We start from the raw sequence: 21,559 nt of genomic DNA, 5'->3' as shown, positions 1-21,559 counted from the left end.
TGATCAGCTCGTGCTAGGTTTTATTTTATCAACTCAACCCTTACTCCGCTTGCGCTTTGGTCGGTTCGCTGAATACGTGGCTGACGGCGCTATGATGACCGGCTCCACCTTTGCCGTAGAAATAATAACGGCTTTCTGTCCATTCCACGATCTTAAACGGCTCAGGGACTTCATCGCTCGCTTTGGCTAGGGTCATTTGCGCTTGCGTATGTTGCACAGCCGAGAACGTTCCCAAACGACCTGTGAAGCGATAAGTGCGTTCAAATTCGACCTGATTTTTAACCGCGCTTTCTGCTTCAGCCACTACCGCGCCGGCTTGCGCTTGTTGCTCTAACAAACGTTGTTCCGCATCTAAACGCTCTAACGACTCTTGGACTTTTTTCTCTACCGCTTCGTTGGCCGGCTGAGTCAGCAAGCCCAATGGTTGAACATGACTTTCTGCTTTCTCAACAATCGCCGATGCCGGTAGGTTCACTTCCACATTGCCATCTTGTTGATATTGTTGTTCAAGCAATTCATCCACAGATAAGAAATTCGCGTTCTCTTTCTGTTTTTGAACATAACTATAATCAACCCAAACTTTACCGCTCGCTAATTCCGGCGATGCCGCAGCGAAAGCCAACGGCATTGGCGATGCATTTTCGTGACGGCGGCGGCGTTGGTTATTATTGCGTAAATGACGCGCTGTGCGGCGGCTATTATTGCGTTCGCGGCGGTTATTTTGCGCCGGCTCAGAAACGGCTACGGTTTCCACCGCGCTTTCTGCCAGCACAGACATTTCTTCCGTCATGTCAACATTGTCCATATTCGCCACTTCGTTGTTAAGGCGCACTTTTTTACGCAAATCACGGCGTTCACGGCGTTGGCGTGGCGCTTTTTCTTCTTGTGTTTCCACTGCATTTTCCAATGCCATTTCATTCACAAGCGCCTCATCTGCCAAGCTCGTTTTGCGTGCATTGCGGCGATTCACGCGTTCGTTATTGCGCTCAGCCTGACGCACGTCTGCACGCTCTGCGTTGTTATCTTCAGAAGATTTACGCTCAGGGCGTGAACGGCGGTTAGTGCGGCGTTCATTATTACGGCGATTATTGCGATTACGCGTATTAGCTTTGGGTTCCGGTTTGGTTTCAGACACAAACAAGCCTTTAATTGCCGCAATAATACGAGACAATAAAGACGGTTTCGCTTCCACTTTTGGCTCAACAACCGGCGCTGCTTCTGAAATGGTCATGGACAATGCCGCTACTTCAGGTTCGCTTTCAGGCGTCATATCCGTATTACGGGATACTAAACTTTCTTCTGCCGCGAATAACTCTTCATGGGTTTCGTGTAATTTCGCTAAATTGTAGCTTAATACATTTAAATCTTCGCCGTCACGCACACGGAAAACGCTAAAGTGCGGTGTTTCCATGGCTTCATTTGGCGCCACCACCACATCCACATTATGGCGTTTTTCAATGCTACGAATGGCTTTGCGTTTTTCATTGAGTAAGTAAGACGCGATTTGAACCGGCACAATACATTGCACCTGTTTGGTGTTTTCTTTTAAGGCTTCTTCTTCAATTAAACGTAAAATCGATAAAGATAAACTTTCGTTGTCACGTACTTTACCGGTACCTTGACAGCGTGGGCAAACGTGGCTTGACGATTCCCCTAAGGATGGGCTTAAACGTTGACGGCTCATTTCTAATAAACCGAAACGTGAAATACGGCTAATTTGAATACGCGCACGGTCTTGACGCACTGCATCACGCATACGGTTTTCTACTTCACGTTGGTGACGAACCGGGGTCATATCGATAAAGTCGATCACGATTAAGCCGCCTAAGTCACGTAAACGCAATTGACGCGCGATTTCATCCGCTGCTTCAAGGTTCGTATTTAACGCCGTTTCTTCGATATCGCCACCGCGGGTTGAACGTGCGGAGTTAATATCAATGGCGGTTAAGGCTTCCGTGACATCAATAACGATCGAGCCACCTGACGGCAAACGCACTTCGCGTTGGAAAGCGGACTCAATTTGCGACTCGATTTGATAATGGCTGAATAACGGCACTTCGCCTTGGTAAAGTTTAATGCGATTGATAAAATCCGGGCGAACTAATTTAATGTGCGCCTTCGCTTTTTCATACACTTTCGGGCTATCCACCAAAATTTCACCAATATCGCGGCGCAAGTAATCGCGGATCGCACGCACAATCACATCGCTTTCTTGGTGAATTAAAAATGGTGCCGGACGGCTTTCTGACACTTGTTTAATGGCTTCCCAATGGTGAAGCAACACTTTTAAGTCCCATTGCAATTCTTCCGGGGATTTGCCCACACCGGCGGTACGAACAATTAAACCCACGCCTTCCGGCACTTCCAAGGAACTTAAAGCTTCTTTTAACTCAAGACGCTCATCACCTTCGATACGGCGGGAAATCCCACCTGCTCTCGGGTTGTTCGGCATAATCACCAAATAGCTGCCCGCTAAGGAAACAAAAGTCGTTAACGCCGCCCCTTTGTTGCCGCGCTCTTCTTTGTTCACTTGAACGATGACTTCTTGCCCTTCTTTAATCACATCTTTGATGTTTGGGCGACCGTTGTACACATAATCTGCCGGGAAATACTCGCGCGCAATTTCTTTTAACGGTAAGAAACCATGACGCTCTGCACCATAATCCACGAAAGCCGCTTCAAGACTTGGCTCAACTCGTGTGATTTTTCCTTTGTAGATGTTTGCTTTTTTCTGTTCGTGACCCGGACTTTCAATATCCAAATCAAATAAACGTTGCCCGTCTACCAGCGCAACGCGCAACTCTTCTTTTTGAGTTGCATTAATTAACATTCTTTTCATTGGTCAAAATTCTCTGTTATTTCTTAAAACGATACCGAATTAAACCGCACTTGAACTCAAATCTCACCGTAATCGACCTCGTGTTTGTCGCTATAGCTTGTCCTCACGACAATCCGTTAGCTGGGCGCATTGATTACAGCTTGCCAAATCAGTTGGCAAAAAGTGGGAAACTCAGTCTTTTTTTGTTAAAAATAAACGTCTTACGTCTAAACTGCATTTATGAACCATTTAACAAAACACATTGATTTTGCCCTATTTTCTTCAGGCGTTAGCGACTCAAAAACAGCGTTTTTTGTCACCGCACTTTTAGCAGGCAAAAATCCGCACTATTATGGGCGAAATGCGCCATTTTCGCAAGGCATTTCAGAATTTAAATCGAAGCGAATCTGTGCTAAACTCTGCGCAAATTTTTTATTTCCCATTCATAAAATATGACTGAACAGATCATTAACGCTGCGGTAAAAATGCTTGAAATTTCTGAAGATGAAGCAGGACAACGCATTGATAATTACCTTCTGGCTAAATTAAAAGGCGTACCCAAAAGTTTAATTTATCGCATTGTGCGCAAAGGTGAAGTGCGCGTAAATAAAGGGCGAATTAAGCCTGAGTATAAATTGCAATGCGGCGATGTGGTTCGCGTGCCGCCTGTGCGTGTGTCGGAAAAAACGCAAGCGCCTGTTTCGAGCAAATTAAATAAAGTGGCAAGCCTTGAGCAACAAATTATTTTTGAAGATGACTGTTTGTTAGTGATTAATAAACCCTCGGGCATTGCAGTACATGGTGGCAGTGGCTTGAGTTTTGGCGTGATTGAAGGTTTGCGTGCCTTACGCCCCGAAGCACGTTTTTTAGAACTCGTTCACCGTTTAGACCGTGATACTTCGGGCATTTTGTTAGTTGCCAAAAAACGCTCCGCCTTGCGCCATTTGCATGAACAATTACGCATCAAAACCGTGCAAAAGGATTATTTGGCATTAGTACGCGGACAATGGCAATCCCATGTTAAAGTGGTGCAAGCACCCTTGCTCAAAAATGAATTAGCCAGTGGCGAACGCATTGTTAAAGTCAGCCCGGAAGGTAAACCGTCTGAAACACGTTTTTCCATTGAAGAACGTTATCCAACGGCAACCTTAGTGAAGGCTTCGCCGGTGACCGGTCGAACCCATCAAATTCGGGTACATACCTTGCACGCGGGTCATCCAATTGCCTTGGACGATAAATACGGCGATAAAGATTTTGATGCTGAAATGCGTGCCTTAGGGCTTAATCGCTTATTTCTACACGCGGCGAGCATTCGTTTTGAACACCCTAAAACCGGGGAAACCTTGCGGTTGAATGCCCCTTTAGATGAGAAAATGAAAGCTATTTTGAAAAAATTACGAGAGACAAAATAATGCAATCAGGTTTATTTTCCACCGCACTTCTTGCCAGTCAGTATGCCCTTGCCATACTCAATCCGCCTATTCCACCGCAATCGGTGGTCGGCGAATGGTTTTGCCAAATTCCTTACTTAGAAGGACAAGCAATTGATTCCTTTAACCAAGATCTGCGCGCTGACGGTCAAATGGTCACCACGGGTATTATCATTTTTGACAAAAAATGGACTTACGAATATAAGCAGATTGGAAATTGGTCGTTAAAAGATCACATGCTGACGCTGCGTTCCAATCAAAGTAACGCGGTGCGTATGCACTCAAAAGAAACGGAACAGCAATTAAAACAAAATGCGCGATTACGCCAAGCAGAAAATTCGCTGTTTAAGGAAGTGCAACAAAACACCAACCTTTCAGACAGTCTGGATTTCAAAATTGTGGACGTAACAAAGCGTTATATGAAAATTGAGCAATTGGATGAAGTCAATAATAAACGGATATTGGGTGAATGTCGTAAGAAATAACCTAAGGTTTGTTGATGTTTGGTGCTTATAAGGGGTGTAATAGCAACTATTTTGTCTATTACACCGCTTTGTCAGCAATCTGAGTGGCTCTGCCATGCCGGAATGTTTAAGCAGGATGACGAGTGGCCACTTCTTTTAATAAGCTTTGTAATTCGCCTGATTGCGCCATTTCCAGCATAATATCACAACCACCGATTAACTCTCCTTCAACCCATAATTGTGGGAATGTTGGCCAGTTGGCGAATTTTGGTAATTCTGCACGAATATCAGGATGTTGCAAAATATCCACATAACCAAACGGCACTTGGCAGTTAATTAAGGCTTCTGCTGCACGCGCTGAAAAACCGCATGATGGTAATTTTGGTGAACCTTTCATGTAAATTAAAATTGGGTTTTCAGCAATTTGTTTCTTGATTTTCTCTAAAGTTTCCATTGTTTTTCCTTTTTTGAATCGATAATTAAATACGGCGTCATTGTAACAGAATTACATGATAAACCATAGTGATTTAATAAGTTATTACCAGCTTCCGCCGGCACCACCGCCGCCAAAACTACCACCACCGAAACCACCACTATCACCGCCACCAAAACCGCCGCCAAAGCCACCACCATTACCGTTCCCATAACGATTACGGCGACTTTGTTCTAACATAGCGGCAAGAATCGCGGCATTTTGTAGATGTTGATGAGAGTGACTACGGCTCACATAAGGCGCGCGCCAGCTTATTTCGCCAAATAACACAAACAAAATGAACACACAGACCATAATAAAAGGAATGTAATCATCGATGCCTTCATCTTTGGCGTCTGCAGGCAAGGCATCATATTCTTTTTGGCTTGCGGCAATAATATGATCTAAGGCTTGATTAATGCCATTTCCGTAATTTCCTGAGCGAAAGTTCGGTAAGATAACCTTACGGATAATTTGCGACAATAGGGCATCAGGCAATGCGCCTTCTAGTCCATAACCTGTGGCAATAAATACCTTACGATCATTTTTGGCAACCAGTAATAACACGCCATTATCCAAATTTTTCCGCCCAATGCCCCATTGATCGCCAAGTTGGAACGCATAATCCGCAATGGCATATTGCCCTGTTGAACCAATGATCACCACGGCGATTTGTGAGCTGGTTTGGCGACTATAGTCCTGCAACTTATTTTCAAGATAATTGACTTCATTGGTTGAGAGAGTATGGGTATAGTCATTTACATAACGAAAGGGGTTGGGTGGCGCAGGGAAATCTTTTGCCACTGCCACGCTCGCAATAAAAAACGTGAAAAAAACCACCGCGCTTTTAAGCCATTTAGCCATGAATAATCACCTCGTTAGGTAATTCATTGATATCATCTGCCTGAATCGGGAAATGCTTAGCCAACTCTGCCCCGATCCGTTCAATGCCCAATAAAACCGCTTCCGTATAACGATTTTGTTTAAATTCATTCACCATCATATGATGTGTCTGTTGCCAAAAAGCATCGCCTACAAATTGATGAATGCCTTCATCCCCGATAATCGCTAATTGATGATCTTTGTAAGCAATATAAATCAGCACCCCATTTCGTAATTGGGTTTGTTGCATTTCAAGGGCGTTAAAAATCTGTAAAGCGCGGTGAAAAATAGGCGCGTTTTGTACACGTGGCTCGATATAAACCCGTAATTCCGCGGAAGTTTTTTGCTCTAGCAAATCAATCCCTTGCTCTATTTGGGTTTTATCGAAGGGTATTGCGTTAGAAAATAAGGACATTGGGATTCTCTTTTTCCATTGAAAACCGATAACGCCTAGGGCGCGATCGGTTATATCTCATAGAGTGGTTTTACCACTTTAACTTTGCCTGACAAGTCGCTTTATTCAAAGCTCACTTTAGGCGCATTTTCTGCACCGGCTACCGCTTTAAAATAAGGCTTTTCTTTGAAACCAAAGATCAAGGCGACAAATTTCGTTGGGAAAGTACGAATATAGGAATTGTAATTTTTAGCCGCACTGTTGAATTTATCTCGTGCCACATTGATACGATTTTCAGTTCCTTCTAACTGGGCTTGCAAAGACATAAATGCTTCACCTGCTTTAAGATCAGGGTATTTTTCTACGCTAACCAATAAACGCGATAATGCCGAACCCACTTGATTTTGGGCTTGTTGGAATTGGTTAAGCTGTTCTTCTGTCATATTACTTGGATTAATTTGCGTTTGTGTCGCTTTGGCACGCGCTTCTGTTACTTGCGTTAAGGTTTCTTTTTCAAAATTCGCTTGTCCTTTAACGGTACTTACCAAGTTTGGAATTAAATCTGAACGGCGTTGATATTGGGTTTCAACATTTGCCCAAACCGAATCAATTTCTTCTTCCGCTTTCACTAAGCCGTTATAACTCGACATTAAGGTAAAGCCTACGATAACGGCAACAATAATTGCGATTAACCATTTTTTCATTTTGTGTTCCTTGCCATGATGGAAATAACATCCATCAGAAATAATCATAAATAGTGGTTGGTGAGCCTGTCGAACCACGGTTGGTGAGCTTGTCGAACCACAGCATTCCGCACAAGACTTACGTTTCGACAAGCTCAACGACCGTCTTGTGCAGTGACTACATATATCGTAAAAAACCCCAAACATTACTGCTTGGGGCTTTTTTGAATTTATTTATCTAATTACTTAGACAACTAAATTACATAGTAGCTTGTTTGTTGCCTTGAACTTGTACTTCAACGCGACGGTCTGGTGCTAAGCAAGCGATTAATGCTTTACGACCTTTAACTTTGTCACAAGTTGCGCCGGTTACCGGGTTTGCTTCACCGTAACCTGTTGCTGTGATTGCGTTAGAGTCAACACCTTTAGAAACTAAGTAGTTAGCTACTGTTTCTGCACGACGTTGTGAAAGTTTTAAGTTAGCTGCATCTTTACCGATACGGTCAGCGTAACCGTTAACTGCTACTGCCGGGTTAGCTACTTGAGCGATTTCGCTGTAGATACCGTCTAATGCTGCAGAAGCTTCAGGTTTTAATGTTGCTTTACCGAATGCGAAAGTTACATCACTGTTTAAAGTGAAAGTTTTGTTTACAACTTCAGGCGCTGCAACCGGTGCTGCACCTTGACCGAAACGGTAAGAGATACCTGCAGTTACAGAGTGGATGTCTGGGTTGTAGTTGTAGTTAGTGTTAGCGATATCTTCTTTAGTTAAAGCTTTATCTAAGTTACCTGCTTTACTTAACCATTGATATTCTAAGTTAACTGCTAACTCTGGTAAGATTGCATATTCAACACCAGCACCTAAGATTAAAGATGCTTTAGTTTTGTTGTATTTAGGTGCTTCATCGCCTTTACCATCTTTGTACATGTTACGAACGATTGCAACACCGGTTTTACCGTAAACATCTAAGCCTGGTAATACTTCGTAGCTAGGTTTTAATGCTAAGCTTGCGCCGTGTGCTGTGTGGTAACCGGTACCTTCACCAGCTTCACGAGTACGGTTTTTACCGAAGAAATCGTAACCTAATTCAGCTGCTAAACCAAAGTTGTTTTGGTTTAAGATTTGGTAGCCACCGAATACACCGTAAGTTACAGAGTTACGGTTATAACCAACACCGGCTTCATCTGCTACACGTTCCACACCGTGGTGCATTGCAGACCAACCCACACGAGCGCCTGCGTAGAATGTATTTTCTTGTGGAGCTGCTTGCGCAACTGTTGCTGCTAAACCAGCGATAGCTAATGCGATTGCTGTTTTTTTCATTGTGATGATCCTCTTAATATTTAGTCATCTTAATTAAAAAATTTGTATCAGCTGATATAGCTGAAGTCCAAACACAATTTCTTGTGCTATGTATATTTTAAACCTTTTTTATAAAAAATAAAACTTTTTTACAAAATTGCTGTCCAAATATACACTTAAGGGTTTGAATTTGCCCTGTCTTCCTTTTGACAAATTCCTTTCTTTTAAACCGAAGTTCAAAAGAACGTTTCAAAAGTGTGCGTATTATCTACCATAAAAATAGGAAAGCAATTATTTTTTGTTATTTTGCTTATTTTTTGTTCAAAAATGGATTTTTAGATTATTTTTTGAACAAAATGCCCTATTCTTGATCGCGATTTAACCCAATTTTTTTCTTTTTATATGCTAAAATCCATTCAGTTACTTTTCTTACCTGATTTATAGAGTTCATTATGTTACCCCGTTTATCCCAAGTTCCAGCCTTAAATCCGCTGGTCAAAGATTATCTCGAAGAGTTAAAAGCCCAATCCTTTGAAGGCGATATGGCGTCTCATTATGCCGACCGTTTAAGCCTTGCCACCGACAACAGCGTCTACCAATTATTACCACAAGCGATTTTATTTCCGAAATCCGTTGCTGATGTGGTGCGTTTAACCAAATTAGGGCAACAAGATAAATATCGTTCACTGCGTTTTACACCGCGCGGTGGCGGCACCGGGACAAATGGTCAAGCGCTCAATAATACGATTATCGTGGATCTATCGCGCCATATGACCGGCATTTTGGAACTCAACGTCAAAGAACGCTGGGTTCGTGTGCAAGCAGGCGTAGTCAAAGATCAGCTAAATCAATTCTTAAAACCCCACGGTTTATTTTTTGCCCCTGAACTCTCCACCAGCAATCGCGCCACCTTGGGCGGTATGATTAATACAGATGCCTCAGGACAAGGTTCCTTGCAATACGGCAAAACTTCCGACCACGTGCTGGGATTAAAAGCCGTGTTGGTCAATGGAGAAATTTTAGAAACCGGTGCCATAAAAACGGAAAACTTCGCGCAAAATTTACCCCCAAATTTAACCGCACTTGGTCGTCAACTTCATCAAGAAATTTTCGCGCGCACCAAAGAAAAACGCCCACAAATTCTCAATGATTTGCCACAGCTTAATCGCTTTTTAACAGGCTACGATTTGAAAAACGTCTTTAATGATGATGAAAGCGAATTTAATTTAACCCGCATTTTAACCGGTTCCGAAGGCTCACTGGCTTTTATTTGTGAAGCCAAATTGGATCTTACACCGATTCCGCAATTCCGCACCTTAATTAATGTGAAATACAGCTCTTTCAACGCGGCATTGCGCAACGCGCCTTTTATGGTGAAAGCCAACGCGCTCTCCGTTGAAACCGTAGATAGCAAAGTATTGGGTTTAGCCAAAGAAGATATTATTTGGCATTCTGTGCGCGATTTATTAACGGAAACGGAAGAAAACCCGATTTTAGGCTTGAACATTGTGGAATATGCCGGCAATGATCAACACAAAATCACCGAATTAGTCACCGCACTTTGCGCGCAATTAGATGAAAAAATTGCCAAGGGCGAAGATAATATTATCGGTTACCAAGTCACCCACGATCTCGATAGTATCAACCGTATCTATGCCATGCGCAAAAAAGCCGTAGGGTTATTGGGCAATGCCAAAGGTTGGGCAAAACCCATTGCTTTTGTGGAAGATACTTGTGTACCGCCTGAACATCTCGCGGATTATATTTTAGAGTTCCGCGCCTTATTGGATGCCCATAATTTGCCATATGGCATGTTTGGTCACGTGGATGCCGGGGTGCTACACGTGCGCCCTGCATTAGATTTAACCGATCGCGCACAAGTGGAACTCTTTAAGAAAATTTCCGATAGCGTAGCAGATCTCACCTTAAAATACGGCGGTTTAATTTGGGGCGAACACGGCAAAGGCGTGCGCTCTTGTTATGGAGAAAAATTCTTTACCCCTGAACTTTGGCAAGAACTGCGTTATGTCAAATTCCTGTTCGATCCTGAAAATCGTTTAAACCCGGGGAAAATCTGTACACCGTTAAATTGCGATGATGAACTTTATGGTTTGTTATCGGATATGCGCGCAGATCACGATCGCCAAATTCCGATTCAAATTCGCGAAGAATTTAGCGGTGCAATGAATTGTAACGGCAATGGTTTGTGCTTTAATTTTGATGTTCACAGCACCATGTGTCCGTCTATGAAAATCTCGCGTAACCGTGTTTTCTCGCCAAAAGGGCGGGCGGCAATGGTACGTGAGTGGTTGAAATTAATGGCAAATGAAAATGTTCAGCCTGCGGAATTGGATTTCCAACATGCCGAAGTGAAGCTTAACGACTTTGTACAAAAAATCAAAAATAGCTTTAAGAAAAAAGAAGAATATGATTTCAGCCATGAAGTCAAAGCAGCCATGGACACTTGTCTGGCCTGTAAAGCCTGCGCGAGCCAATGTCCGATTAAAATTGATGTGGCAAGTTTCCGCTCAAAATTCTTCTATTTTTATCATCAACGCTATTTGCGCCCTGTGAAAGATTATGTGGTTGCCAATTTGGAACTTGCTGCTCCATATATGGCGAAAGCGCCGCAAGTTTTTAACTTCTTCACCAAAATGAAACTGGTACAAAGTGCGGTGGAAAAAACCATTGGAATGACGGATTTGCCGTTGCTTTCACAACCGAATTTAGACAAACAGTTAGTGGAAATCGGCTATCAAGGTCAATCCTTGGAACAGTTGGAAAGCTTATCGGATGCAGCAAAAGCGAATTTAATTTTAGTGGTGCAAGATCCTTGGACATCTTATTACGATGCCAAAGTAGTGAGAGATTTTGTGGCATTAACGCAAAAATTAGGCTACCAAGCCATTTTATTGCCGTTCCGTCCAAATGGAAAAGCACAGCATATTAAAGGTTTCCTAAAACAATTTACGCGTACTGCGAAAAATCAAGCGGAAATGTTAAACCGCGTGGCAAAATTAGGTGTGCCGTTAGTGGGCGTTGACCCTGCGATTGTACTGTCTTATCGCGATGAATATCGAGAAGTGTTGGGCGAAAATCGGGGTGATTTTAAGGTGTTGACATCGCAAGAATGGCTGAAAGCTGAATTGTCATCGGCACGCGTGCAAAGTGCGGTGGAAAACTTGCGTATTTCTGACCGCACTTCCGCGCCTGAGCCTTGGTATTTGTTCCCGCATTGTACGGAAGCCACGGCAATGCCAACCAGCCCGAAAGACTGGCAGCAAATTTTTACCGTGTTTGGTGAAACTTTGCACATTCAAACCGTTGGCTGTTGCGGTATGGCGGGCGTATTTGGTCACGAAGTGCAAAATCAACAAATGTCGCGTGAAATTTACGATCAATCTTGGGGCGAAAAAATACAAGGCAAACCGAAAGATCGCTGTTTAGCCACGGGGTATTCTTGCCGCAGCCAAGTTAAACGTATCGAACAATTTAAACCGAAACATCCTGTTCAGGCGTTACTAGAATTGTTTAAATAATATATTTTGGGACACATCATGTGTCCCAATTTTTATGCCAAAAATCATTCCATTTTTCACCGCGCTTTATGCTAAAATGCACGCCTTTAACGGTTCGCCTTAGGCGAGCTCCTGACTTGAACTCAGACAAATGGAAAACTTATGACCTTTAAACCTGAACTTCTCTCCCCTGCGGGTACCTTGAAAAATATGCGTTATGCCTTTGCTTATGGTGCTGACGCGGTTTATGCAGGACAGCCACGCTATAGCTTGCGCGTGCGTAACAATGAATTTAACCACGAAAATTTGAAAATCGCCATTGATGAAGCTCATCAGCTGGGTAAGAAATTTTATGTGGTCGTGAATATTGCGCCCCACAATTCCAAACTGAAGACCTTTATTAAAGATTTGAAAGTTGTGGTCGATATGAAACCTGACGCATTAATTATGTCTGATCCCGGCTTAATTATGTTGGTGCGTGAAAACTTCCCGGAAATGGATATTCATCTTTCCGTACAAGCCAATGCGGTGAACTGGGCGACAGTGAAATTCTGGAAACAAATGGGCTTAACACGTGTAATTTTATCGCGCGAATTGTCATTGGAAGAAATTGAAGAAATTCGTGAGCATGTGCCTGATATTGAGCTCGAAATTTTCGTACACGGCGCGTTATGCATGGCATACTCAGGGCGTTGTTTGCTTTCGGGCTATATTAATAAGCGCGATTCAAACCAAGGCACTTGTACCAATGCTTGCCGTTGGGAATACAATATGCAAGAAGGCACAACGGATGATGTGGGCAATATTGTGCCGAAATATGAACCTGAAATTGACGTGAAAAATGTGGCGCCAACCCTAGGGGAAGGGCAAACTACGGATAAAGTGTTCTTATATACGGAACCACACCGTCCTGATGAGCAAATGACCGCCTTTGAAGATGAGCATGGGACGTATTTTATGAACTCGAAGGATTTGCGTGCGGTGCAACATGTTGAGCGTTTGACCCAAATGGGCGTACATTCGCTAAAAATTGAAGGTCGTACCAAATCCTTTTATTACTGCGCGCGAACGGCGCAAGTTTACCGTAAAGCCATTGATGATGCGGCAGCCGGCAAGCCTTTTGATGAAAGCTTATTAAGCACCTTAGAAAGTCTGGCACACCGCGGCTATACGGAAGGTTTCTTGCGCCGTCATAACCATGATGAATATCAAAACTACGATTACGGCTATTCTATCTCTGAGCGTCAACAATTTGTGGGCGAATTCACGGGTAAGCGCAACGATCTAGGTATGGCTGAAGTGGCGGTGAAAAATAAATTCTTATTGGGTGATGAAGTAGAAATGATGACCCCAAAAGGCAATGTGGTGTTCCAAATTAACCGTATGCTAAATCGCAAAAATGAGCTCGTTGAAGCCGGTCTTGGCGATGGGCATTTTGTGTATTTGGATGTGCCTGAAGATGTGGAATTAGATTATGCGTTATTAATGCGTAATTTAAGCGGAACAAATACACGAAATCCGCATCAGAAATAAAGATAAAATGCCCTTACCCAACCAACATAATCATCATTAAATAAGTGAGATAAATTAGGGAAAAAATTGAATTAAACGGAATAATGTGAAATAAAAAATGAAAAGACATTACACATAGAGAAATAAAAAAAACTCAGCCGATTTTGACTGAGTTTTTCATTTTAAGGGGTAGGGAAATCACTCTTTGAACATATCCATCTGTCGTTTATTCCACTTCATCAATTTCAAACTTACCAAATCCTTTGCAGGATATTAACCGAAAAGCATTTAATTTGGCTACAAAAAAATGCTTATTAACTGATTTCCACTTTCACGACCTCCGCCACACTTGGGCGAGTTGGCACGTTCAAGCAGGAACACCGCTTTTCACATTAAAAGAATTAGGCGGTTGGGAAACCTTATAAATGGTTAAAAAGTATGCTCATTTAAATGCAGATCATTTATTGGAACACGCAAACAAGGTCGAAATTTACGGTACATTTACGGAACATTCGCAAAGTGAACCTCGATTAAGATTAGTTGCATAGCTTGTAAGTGATTGATTTTAAAATAACTTAATGGCACGCCCTAAAGGATTCGAACCTTTGACCCACGCCTTAGAAGGGCGTTGCTCTATCCAGCTGAGCTAAGGGCGCATTCAAATGGATATGTCTTTTGATGGAATTTCAAAGGATATATTTAAGAAGTGGTCGGCGAGATAGGATTTGAACCTACGACCCACTGGTCCCAAACCAGTTGCGCTACCAAGCTGCGCTACTCGCCGACAAGATGTGTGCATTATAGTTTTCTTTTTTTTACAGTCAATGACTTTTTAAAAAAATTTGTTTGATTGATTAATTTTATGGCAATTAGGGTTACATTTATTTCGTTTTTTTGAGAAAATAGCAAACGTTTTCGCGGTCAATTTAATTGAATAAATAAAGGATAAAGAATGCCAGCACAAGTTATATCAGGCACAGCACTTGCTAAAAATATTAAAGCTGAAGTCGCTCAAAAAATTAATCAATATATTGCTCAGGGTAAACGTGCGCCAGGATTAGCGGTGATATTAGTCGGGGCAGATCCCGCCTCTCAGGTTTATGTGGGTAGTAAACGAAAAAGTTGTGAAGAGTTAGGCATCACGTCTAAATCCTATGATTTGGCGGAAACGACAACAGAAGCGGATTTATTGGCATTAATTGACCAATTAAATGCAGATATGACGATTGATGGGATTTTGGTTCAACTTCCTTTACCTAAGCACATTGATAGCACAAAAGTGATTGAACGCATTGCACCACATAAAGATGTGGACGGTTTCCATCCTTATAACGTAGGTCGATTGTGTCAGCGTATTCCTACTTTGCGTGCTTGCACACCTTATGGGGTGATGAAATTGTTGGAAACCACAGGTATAAGTTTGCGTGGCCAACATGCGGTCATTGTGGGTGCATCCAACATTGTGGGTCGACCGATGGCGTTGGAGCTGTTGCTTGCCGGTTGCACGGTTACTGTCACCCATCGTTTTACGAAAGATTTAGAACATCATATTCGTCAAGCGGATATTTTAGTGGTCGCTGTGGGTAAGCCTGAATTTATCAATGGTGATTGGGTAAAAGACGGTGCTATCGTGATTGACGTGGGCATTAACCGTGGGGCAGACGGTAAATTACGTGGCGATATTCAATATGATAAAGCGGCAGAACACGCGGCATTTATCACACCGGTACCAGGTGGCGTAGGGCCAATGACCGTGGCGATGTTGATGTTTAATACATTATACGCATATGAAACTTATTCATTAAACTAAGTTATCATCAATGTGCGGTTAGACTTGGTAGAAAAAATAGAGCTAATTTGACCGCACTTTTTCTTTCTTAAAGAACATAATCCTTAAATTTTCTCTCGACTGAAATTCAATCTTTCGTTATAATTCGCCAGTTTTTACCCAATTTCATTCAATTTTATAAAGGAAAAAAGAATGTCAACTATTGAAACAACTCAAGGTTTAGAACGCCGCGTTACAATTACAATCCCGGCGGCAGAAGTGGAAAATGCAGTGCGTGAAGAATTAAAACGTGCATCACGCAATGTTCGTATTGATGGTTTCCGTAAAGGTAAAGTGCCGGCACAAATCGTAGAAAAACGCTTTGGTGCATCAATTCGCCAAGATGTATTAAATGACTTATTACCACGTCATTTCTTTGATTTAGCGTTTAAAGAAAAATTAAATCTTGCAGGTCGTCCAACTTTCGCGGTAGAAAGCTTTGAAGATGGCAAAGATGTAGTTTTCACAGCAACTTTTGAAGTCTATCCGGAAGTGGAATTAAAAGGCTTAGAAAATATCAAAGTTGAGAAACCGGTTGTTGAAATTACGGAAGCTGATGTGGATAACATGGTTGAAGTATTACGCAAACAACAAGCAACTTGGGCAGAAAGTGCCGATGCGGCGAAAGCAGATGATCGCGTAACTATTGACTTCGTTGGTTCAATTGATGGCGTTGAATTTGATGGCGGTAAAGCTTCTGATTTCGTTCTTGCGATGGGTCAAGGCCGTATGATTCCGGGTTTTGAAGATGGCATCGTAGGTAAAAAAGCCGGTGAACAATTCGACATTAACGTGAAATTCCCTGAAGAATATCACGCTGAAAACTTAAAAGGTAAAGATGCGAAATTTGCGATTACCTTGAAAAAAGTAGAAAACCAAGTATTACCGGAATTAACGGATGAATTTGTAGCTAAATTTGGTCCAAACACAAAAACTGTGGCAGATTTACGCGCTGAAATCCAAAAAAATATGGAACGTGAGTTGAAAAATGCCTTAGTTTCTCGCGTTAAACAACAAGTCATTGATGGTTTAATTGCTGAAAATGCAATCGATGTTCCGGCGGCTGCAGTCGATCAAGAAATTGATGTATTACGTGAACAAGCGGCGCAACGTTTTGGCGGTAATGCAAAACAAGCGGCACAATTGCCACGTGAATTATTTGAAGAACAAGCAAAACGCCGCGTTCAAGTAGGTCTTTTATTCAGCGCAGTCATTAAAGCGAATGAATTAAAAGCCGATGAAGATCGCGTTAAAGCGATGATCGCAGACATTGCTTCAGCTTATGAGCAACCGGCAGAAGTGGTTGAATTCTATGCGAAAAATGCAGAATTAACCAATAATGTTCGTAACGTAGTGTTAGAAGAACAAGCGGTAGATGCGGTTCTTGCTAAAGCACAGGTTACTGAGAAAAAAGCATCATTTGATGAAATTATGAATCCAAAAGCTTAATTGTTAAGTTTCTGAATTCCTTAAGTGCGGTTGATTTTGAGCGAGTTTTAAAACTTGCGGCAAATGAACCGCACTTTTGTTTTTAACGGCATTATATAGCACTTGTACAAAGCTGAAATGGCGGTTGGTGAGCTTGTCGAACCATAAGACATTTCAGCGTTTACGGTACAATACTTACATTTCAATAAGCTCACTAACCGCCTTGTGTAATTACTACATAATATCTGTTTTTAATGACAGTAAAGAGCATGCATTTTGTTTAGATGATAAACATTATCTATTTATTACTTTTTCAGGTAGAATAGGCGAATTATTTTTCGGATAGTATTACGGAGAACTTTATGGCATTAATCCCTATGGTGATTGAGCAAACGGCACGCGGTGAGCGTTCCTTTGATATTTATTCCCGCCTTTTAAAAGAACGCGTCATTTTTTTAACGGGTGAAGTGGAAGACAATATGGCTAATTTAATTGTGGCGCAATTGTTATTCCTTGAGTCAGAAAATCCAGATAAAGATATTAATATTTACATTAACAGCCCGGGCGGTTCAGTGACTGCAGGGATGGCAATTTATGACACCATGCAATTTATTAAGCCGGATGTGCGCACGCTTTGTATTGGTCAGGCTTGCTCAATGGGAGCTTTTTTATTGGCGGGCGGAACGGCAGGAAAACGTGCAGCATTGCCTAATGCGCGCGTGATGATTCACCAACCTTTGGGTGGTTTCCGTGGTCAGGCTTCTGATATTTTAATTCACGCCAATGAAATTTTAAAAATTAAGAACACTTTGAATGAGCGTTTAGCTTTCCATACGGGGCAATCCCTTGAAGTGATTGAACGTGATACGGATCGCGATAATTTTATGTCGGCAGAAGAAGCTCGTGCCTACGGTCTCGTGGATACGGTAATAAGCAAACGCTAAGGATAAGAGATGACACAAGAAAATCATACACATTGTTCATTTTGTGGTAAGTCTCAAGATGAAGTGGGCAAGTTAATTGCGGGGATTTCAGGTTATATTTGTGGCGAATGTATTGAGCAATGCCACGAATTATTACTAGATGCGCAAGAAGAAAGTGCTGAAGAAGCTGAAAAAACAGTAGAAGAAAAGTTACCGACACCCCATGAAATTCGTGCCCATTTAGACGATTATGTTATCGGGCAAGATTATGCGAAGAAAGTTCTTGCGGTTGCCTTGTATAACCATTACAAACGCTTGCGTTCAGGGCATAAAACCGATGATGTTGAATTAAGCAAAAGTAATGTTTTATTAATCGGTCCAACGGGAAGCGGTAAGACTTTATTGGCACAAACCTTAGCACGTATGTTGAATGTGCCTTTTGCCATGGCAGATGCCACCACTTTAACGGAAGCAGGTTATGTGGGTGAAGATGTTGAAAATGTCATTCAAAAGTTGTTGCAAAACTGTGATTACGATACAGAAAAAGCAGAACAAGGCATTATTTATATCGATGAAATTGATAAGATCACGCGTAAATCTGACAATCCATCTATTACACGTGATGTTTCAGGCGAAGGCGTACAACAAGCCTTGTTAAAACTAATTGAAGGAACTGTGGCGTCCATTCCACCACAAGGGGGACGTAAACATCCACAACAGGATATGCTACGTGTAGATACCTCTAAAATTCTATTTATTTGTGGTGGGGCTTTTGCCGGTTTAGATAAAATTGTGCAAAAACGTATTCATGTTGGCAGCGGTATCGGCTTTGATGCTGAAGTGAAAGGTGAGCAAGATGAATTAAGTTTGACGGATTTATTTAAACAAATTGAAACGGAAGACTTAATTAAGTTTGGTTTAATTCCTGAATTTATCGGACGTTTACCTGTGATTGCACCACTGAGTGAATTGGATGAAGCCGCTTTAATTCAAATCTTAACTGAACCTAAAAATGCGTTGACAAAACAATATCAAGCCTTATTTGGTTTAGAAGATGTGGAATTGGAATTTACCCAAGACGCGTTGACTGCAATGGCGAAAAAAGCCCTTGAACGTAAAACCGGGGCACGTGGTTTGCGCTCAATCGTAGAAGGCATATTGCTTGATACGATGTATGATTTGCCGTCTTTAGACAATTTGGCTAAGGTTGTGGTAGATGAAGCGGTGATCACCAAGGGTGAAAGTCCAAAACTTGAATATAAAAAGTAAAAATTCGGGCAAGAAAGTGTCAAAGTGCGGTTAAATTGACCGCACTTTTTGTCTTTACTACGAAATAGTAAATTGAAAGTAATGGTGAAGTGTCTGCTTTGTTGTTATGTCTTGAATTTTGTTTTTTTGCCCCAATGTAGAACCTAGTATGAAATCTAGTAAGTAGAACCTAGTATGAAATCTAGTAAGTAAAGAAGAGTATAAATGATGAACGCTAAACGCACTCAAAAACGTGAAATTCCCGTTTTACCTTTACGCGATGTCGTGGTGTTTCCTTATATGGTGATGCCGCTTTTTGTGGGACGCGATAAGTCAATTCGAAGCCTTGATCATGCTATGGAAACGGGCAAACAGTTATTGCTTGTAGCGCAAAAACAAGCAGAAGTCGAAGATCCGACTGTCGCAGATTTATATGATATTGGTACGATTGTAAATATCATTCAAATGCTGAAATTACCTGACGGCACAGTGAAGGTGTTAGTCGAAGGTCAGCAACGTGCGGATATTTTACGAATGAGCGATGATGATCATTTTTCTGCGGTGATTGAGCCCATTGAAACCATTATTGAAGCCAATAAAGAGCTTGAAGTAGCGCGTAAAGTGGCCTTTGATGAATTTGAAAATTACGCCAAACAAAATAAAAAAATTCAGCCAGAGATGATCAATGCGCTCACAACGATTGAAGACATTGATCGTTTTGCGGATACTTTAGCTGCGCATTTGCCGGTTTCTGTTCGTCATAAACAAGCAGTGTTATCGCGTGCTAATGTACAGGAACGCTTAGAATATTTGCTGGGTGCTATGGAAAGCGAAACGGATTTATTGCAAGTTGAGAAACGTATTCGTGGCAAAGTAAAAGAGCAGATGGAGAAAACCCATCGCGATTATTACTTGAACGAGCAAATGAAAGCCATTCGCAAAGAGCTAGACGGTGATGAAGATGCACAGGCAGACAGCGAAATCGATCAATTGCGCCAAAAATTAGACGAAGCAAAATTGCCGGCGGAAGCGAAAGAAAAAGTCGAGACGGAAATTAAAAAGCTCAAAATGATGTCGCCAATGTCTTCAGAAGCGACCGTGGTGCGCAGTTATATTGATTGGATGTTGCAAGTGCCGTGGCACAAACGCACTAAAGTGAAAAAAGATATTCAAAAAGCGCAAGAAATTCTTGATGCGGATCATTATGGTCTTGAGCGTGTGAAAGAGCGTATTTTGGAATATTTAGCCGTACAATCGCGCCTAAACCAAATTAAGGGGCCTATTCTTTGTTTGGTAGGGCCACCAGGGGTGGGTAAAACCTCTTTAGGGCAATCTATTGCAAATGCTACCGGGCGTAAATATGTTCGAATGGCATTAGGTGGCGTGCGTGATGAAGCGGAAATTCGTGGGCACCGTAAAACTTATATCGGTTCCTTGCCCGGTAAATTGATCCAAAAAATGGCAAAAGTGGGGGTGAAAAATCCACTATTTTTACTCGATGAAATTGACAAAATGGCAATGGATCATCGTGGCGACCCTGCTTCGGCATTATTGGAAGTGCTTGATCCTGAACAAAATACTAAATTCAACGATCATTATTTAGAAGTGGATTATGATTTGTCTGACGTGATGTTTGTGGCAACGTCAAATTCAATGAATATTCCCGGCCCATTGTTAGATCGTATGGAAGTGATTCGTTTGTCAGGTTATACGGAAGACGAAAAACTGAATATTGCGACTCGCCATTTGCTGGAAAAACAAATGGAACGTAATGGCTTGAAAAAAGGTGAACTCACGATTGAAGATAGCGCGATTATTGATATTATTCGTTATTACACGCGTGAAGCGGGTGTGCGTGGTTTAGAACGTGAAATTTCCAAAATTTGCCGTAAAGCCGTTAAACAGTTGTTGTTAGATAAAAAAGTGAAATCTTTAGTGGTCAATAGCGATAACCTTAATGATTATTTAGGTGTTCGCCGTTTTGATTATGGTTTGGCGGATACGGAAAATCGTATTGGTGAAGTAACAGGTTTAGCTTGGACGGAAGTGGGCGGTGATTTGTTGACTATTGAAACGGCTTCTGTGGTAGGCAAAGGTAAACTCACTTTTACCGGCTCATTGGGTGATGTAATGAAAGAGTCTATCCAAGCGGCAATGACGGTCGTTCGTTCGCGTGCGGAAAAATTGGGGATTGCCAGTGATTTCCACGAAAAACGTGATATTCATATTCATGTGCCGGATGGCGCGACACCAAAAGATGGCCCAAGTGCAGGGATTGCAATGTGTACAGCCTTGGTTTCTTGCTTAACGGGCAACCCCGTGCGCGCGGATGTGGCCATGACAGGGGAAATTAGTTTACGGGGTAAAGTCTTGCCAATTGGTGGCTTAAAGGAAAAATTATTGGCAGCACATCGTGGCGGGATCAAAACCGTATTAATTCCAAAAGATAACGTGAAAGATTTGGAAGATATCCCGCAAAATGCAAAAGATAGCTTGACCATTCACGCTGTGGAAACCATTGATGAAGTGTTAACACTTGCCCTTGAAAATCCGCCACAAGGTGTGGAGTTTGTTAAACTGTCACCGGTCAATGCCGTCAAAGTACCACGAGCGCGTAAGTCGCCGAAAGTGAAACCAACGGTTAATTAAAGCAGGT

15 protein-coding genes, 2 tRNA genes and 1 pseudogene are annotated in these 21,559 nt (G+C 42.0%); 10 read left to right on the top strand and 8 right to left on the bottom strand.

Annotated features, from left to right (window positions below):
* Window positions 1–40: 40 nt before the first annotated feature.
* Complete coding sequence (gene rne, locus E7T07_RS01795) at window positions 41–2,839, bottom strand: ribonuclease E (RefSeq protein ID WP_135709223.1); 2,799 nt, start codon at window positions 2,837–2,839, stop codon at window positions 41–43.
* Window positions 2,840–3,270: 431 nt separating this feature from the next.
* On the opposite strand from rne, the gene rluC reads away from it, so the two are divergent.
* Window positions 3,271–4,230, top strand: a complete 960-nt coding sequence (gene rluC / locus E7T07_RS01785; protein ID WP_135709222.1) for a 23S rRNA pseudouridine(955/2504/2580) synthase RluC — start codon at window positions 3,271–3,273, stop codon at window positions 4,228–4,230.
* The gene (locus E7T07_RS01780) at window positions 4,230–4,733 is read left to right on the top strand and encodes a hypothetical protein (RefSeq protein ID WP_135709221.1); all 504 of its coding nucleotides are present in this window, start codon (window positions 4,230–4,232) and stop codon (window positions 4,731–4,733) included. Before rluC ends, E7T07_RS01780 begins: the two co-directional genes overlap by 1 nt.
* Before the next feature lie 106 nt (window positions 4,734–4,839).
* Here E7T07_RS01780 and grxD read toward each other — a convergent pair whose 3' ends face one another.
* The 5 genes from grxD to ompA all read right to left on the bottom strand — a co-directional run bounded on the left by grxD (window position 4,840) and on the right by ompA (window position 8,467).
* Window positions 4,840–5,166: a Grx4 family monothiol glutaredoxin gene (gene grxD, locus E7T07_RS01775; RefSeq protein WP_135709220.1), complete on the bottom strand. Its 327-nt coding sequence runs from the start codon at window positions 5,164–5,166 to the stop codon at window positions 4,840–4,842.
* An 84-nt stretch (window positions 5,167–5,250) separates the two neighbouring features.
* Entirely contained in the window at window positions 5,251–6,048 is a 798-nt protein-coding gene (locus tag E7T07_RS01770) for a TPM domain-containing protein (RefSeq protein WP_135709219.1), read from the bottom strand.
* Window positions 6,041–6,481 (bottom strand): TPM domain-containing protein, encoded by a 441-nt coding sequence (locus tag E7T07_RS01765; protein ID WP_135709218.1) that lies wholly within the window; start codon window positions 6,479–6,481, stop codon window positions 6,041–6,043. Before E7T07_RS01765 ends, E7T07_RS01770 begins: the two co-directional genes overlap by 8 nt.
* A 101-nt stretch (window positions 6,482–6,582) precedes the next feature.
* Window positions 6,583–7,164, bottom strand: a complete 582-nt coding sequence (locus E7T07_RS01760) for a LemA family protein (RefSeq protein ID WP_135709217.1) — start codon at window positions 7,162–7,164, stop codon at window positions 6,583–6,585.
* A 238-nt stretch (window positions 7,165–7,402) separates the two neighbouring features.
* Window positions 7,403–8,467: a porin OmpA gene (gene ompA / locus E7T07_RS01755; protein WP_135709216.1), complete on the bottom strand. Its 1,065-nt coding sequence runs from the start codon at window positions 8,465–8,467 to the stop codon at window positions 7,403–7,405.
* Between the two features lie 431 nt (window positions 8,468–8,898).
* Here ompA and ydiJ point away from each other — a divergent pair, with 431 nt between their 5' ends.
* The 3 genes and pseudogenes from ydiJ to E7T07_RS01740 form a co-directional block, all read left to right on the top strand.
* A complete protein-coding gene (gene ydiJ, locus E7T07_RS01750; RefSeq protein ID WP_135709215.1) occupies window positions 8,899–11,985 on the top strand; it encodes a D-2-hydroxyglutarate dehydrogenase YdiJ in 3,087 nt (1,028 codons plus the stop codon).
* 141 nt (window positions 11,986–12,126) lie between these two features.
* The gene (trhP, locus tag E7T07_RS01745; protein ID WP_135709214.1) at window positions 12,127–13,497 is read left to right on the top strand and encodes a prephenate-dependent tRNA uridine(34) hydroxylase TrhP; all 1,371 of its coding nucleotides are present in this window, start codon (window positions 12,127–12,129) and stop codon (window positions 13,495–13,497) included.
* Window positions 13,498–13,736: 239 nt separating this feature from the next.
* Window positions 13,737–14,024: pseudogene (locus tag E7T07_RS01740) on the top strand (tyrosine-type recombinase/integrase); the annotation flags it as partial.
* Window positions 14,025–14,055: 31 nt separating this feature from the next.
* On the opposite strand, the gene E7T07_RS01735 reads toward E7T07_RS01740, so the two are convergent.
* Window positions 14,056–14,132: transfer RNA gene (locus E7T07_RS01735), tRNA-Arg, on the bottom strand.
* A gap of 51 nt (window positions 14,133–14,183) precedes the next feature.
* Window positions 14,184–14,260 (bottom strand) — tRNA-Pro (locus E7T07_RS01730).
* A 168-nt stretch (window positions 14,261–14,428) separates the two neighbouring features.
* Between E7T07_RS01730 and folD the strand changes: the two genes are divergently transcribed.
* The 5 genes from folD (at window position 14,429) to lon (ending at window position 21,552) form a co-directional block, all read left to right on the top strand.
* Complete coding sequence (gene folD, locus E7T07_RS01725; protein WP_135709213.1) at window positions 14,429–15,286, top strand: bifunctional methylenetetrahydrofolate dehydrogenase/methenyltetrahydrofolate cyclohydrolase FolD; 858 nt, start codon at window positions 14,429–14,431, stop codon at window positions 15,284–15,286.
* 171 nt (window positions 15,287–15,457) lie between these two features.
* Window positions 15,458–16,753 (top strand): trigger factor, encoded by a 1,296-nt coding sequence (gene tig, locus E7T07_RS01720; RefSeq protein ID WP_135709212.1) that lies wholly within the window; start codon window positions 15,458–15,460, stop codon window positions 16,751–16,753.
* A 341-nt stretch (window positions 16,754–17,094) separates the two neighbouring features.
* Window positions 17,095–17,676 carry an ATP-dependent Clp endopeptidase proteolytic subunit ClpP gene (gene clpP / locus E7T07_RS01715; protein ID WP_135709211.1) on the top strand — a complete coding sequence of 194 codons (582 nt, stop codon included), beginning with the start codon at window positions 17,095–17,097 and terminating at the stop codon, window positions 17,674–17,676.
* A gap of 9 nt (window positions 17,677–17,685) precedes the next feature.
* Complete coding sequence (clpX, locus tag E7T07_RS01710; protein ID WP_135709210.1) at window positions 17,686–18,924, top strand: ATP-dependent protease ATP-binding subunit ClpX; 1,239 nt, start codon at window positions 17,686–17,688, stop codon at window positions 18,922–18,924.
* A 207-nt stretch (window positions 18,925–19,131) separates the two neighbouring features.
* Window positions 19,132–21,552: an endopeptidase La gene (lon, locus tag E7T07_RS01705; protein WP_135709394.1), complete on the top strand. Its 2,421-nt coding sequence runs from the start codon at window positions 19,132–19,134 to the stop codon at window positions 21,550–21,552.
* Window positions 21,553–21,559: the final 7 nt, after the last annotated feature.

This window comes from Actinobacillus porcinus (assembly GCF_901764995.1).
Lineage (GTDB): Bacteria > Pseudomonadota > Gammaproteobacteria > Enterobacterales > Pasteurellaceae > Exercitatus > Exercitatus porcinus.
The sequence above is the reverse complement of the archived record's forward strand: the minus strand, read 5'-3'. Positions and strand labels throughout refer to the sequence as shown.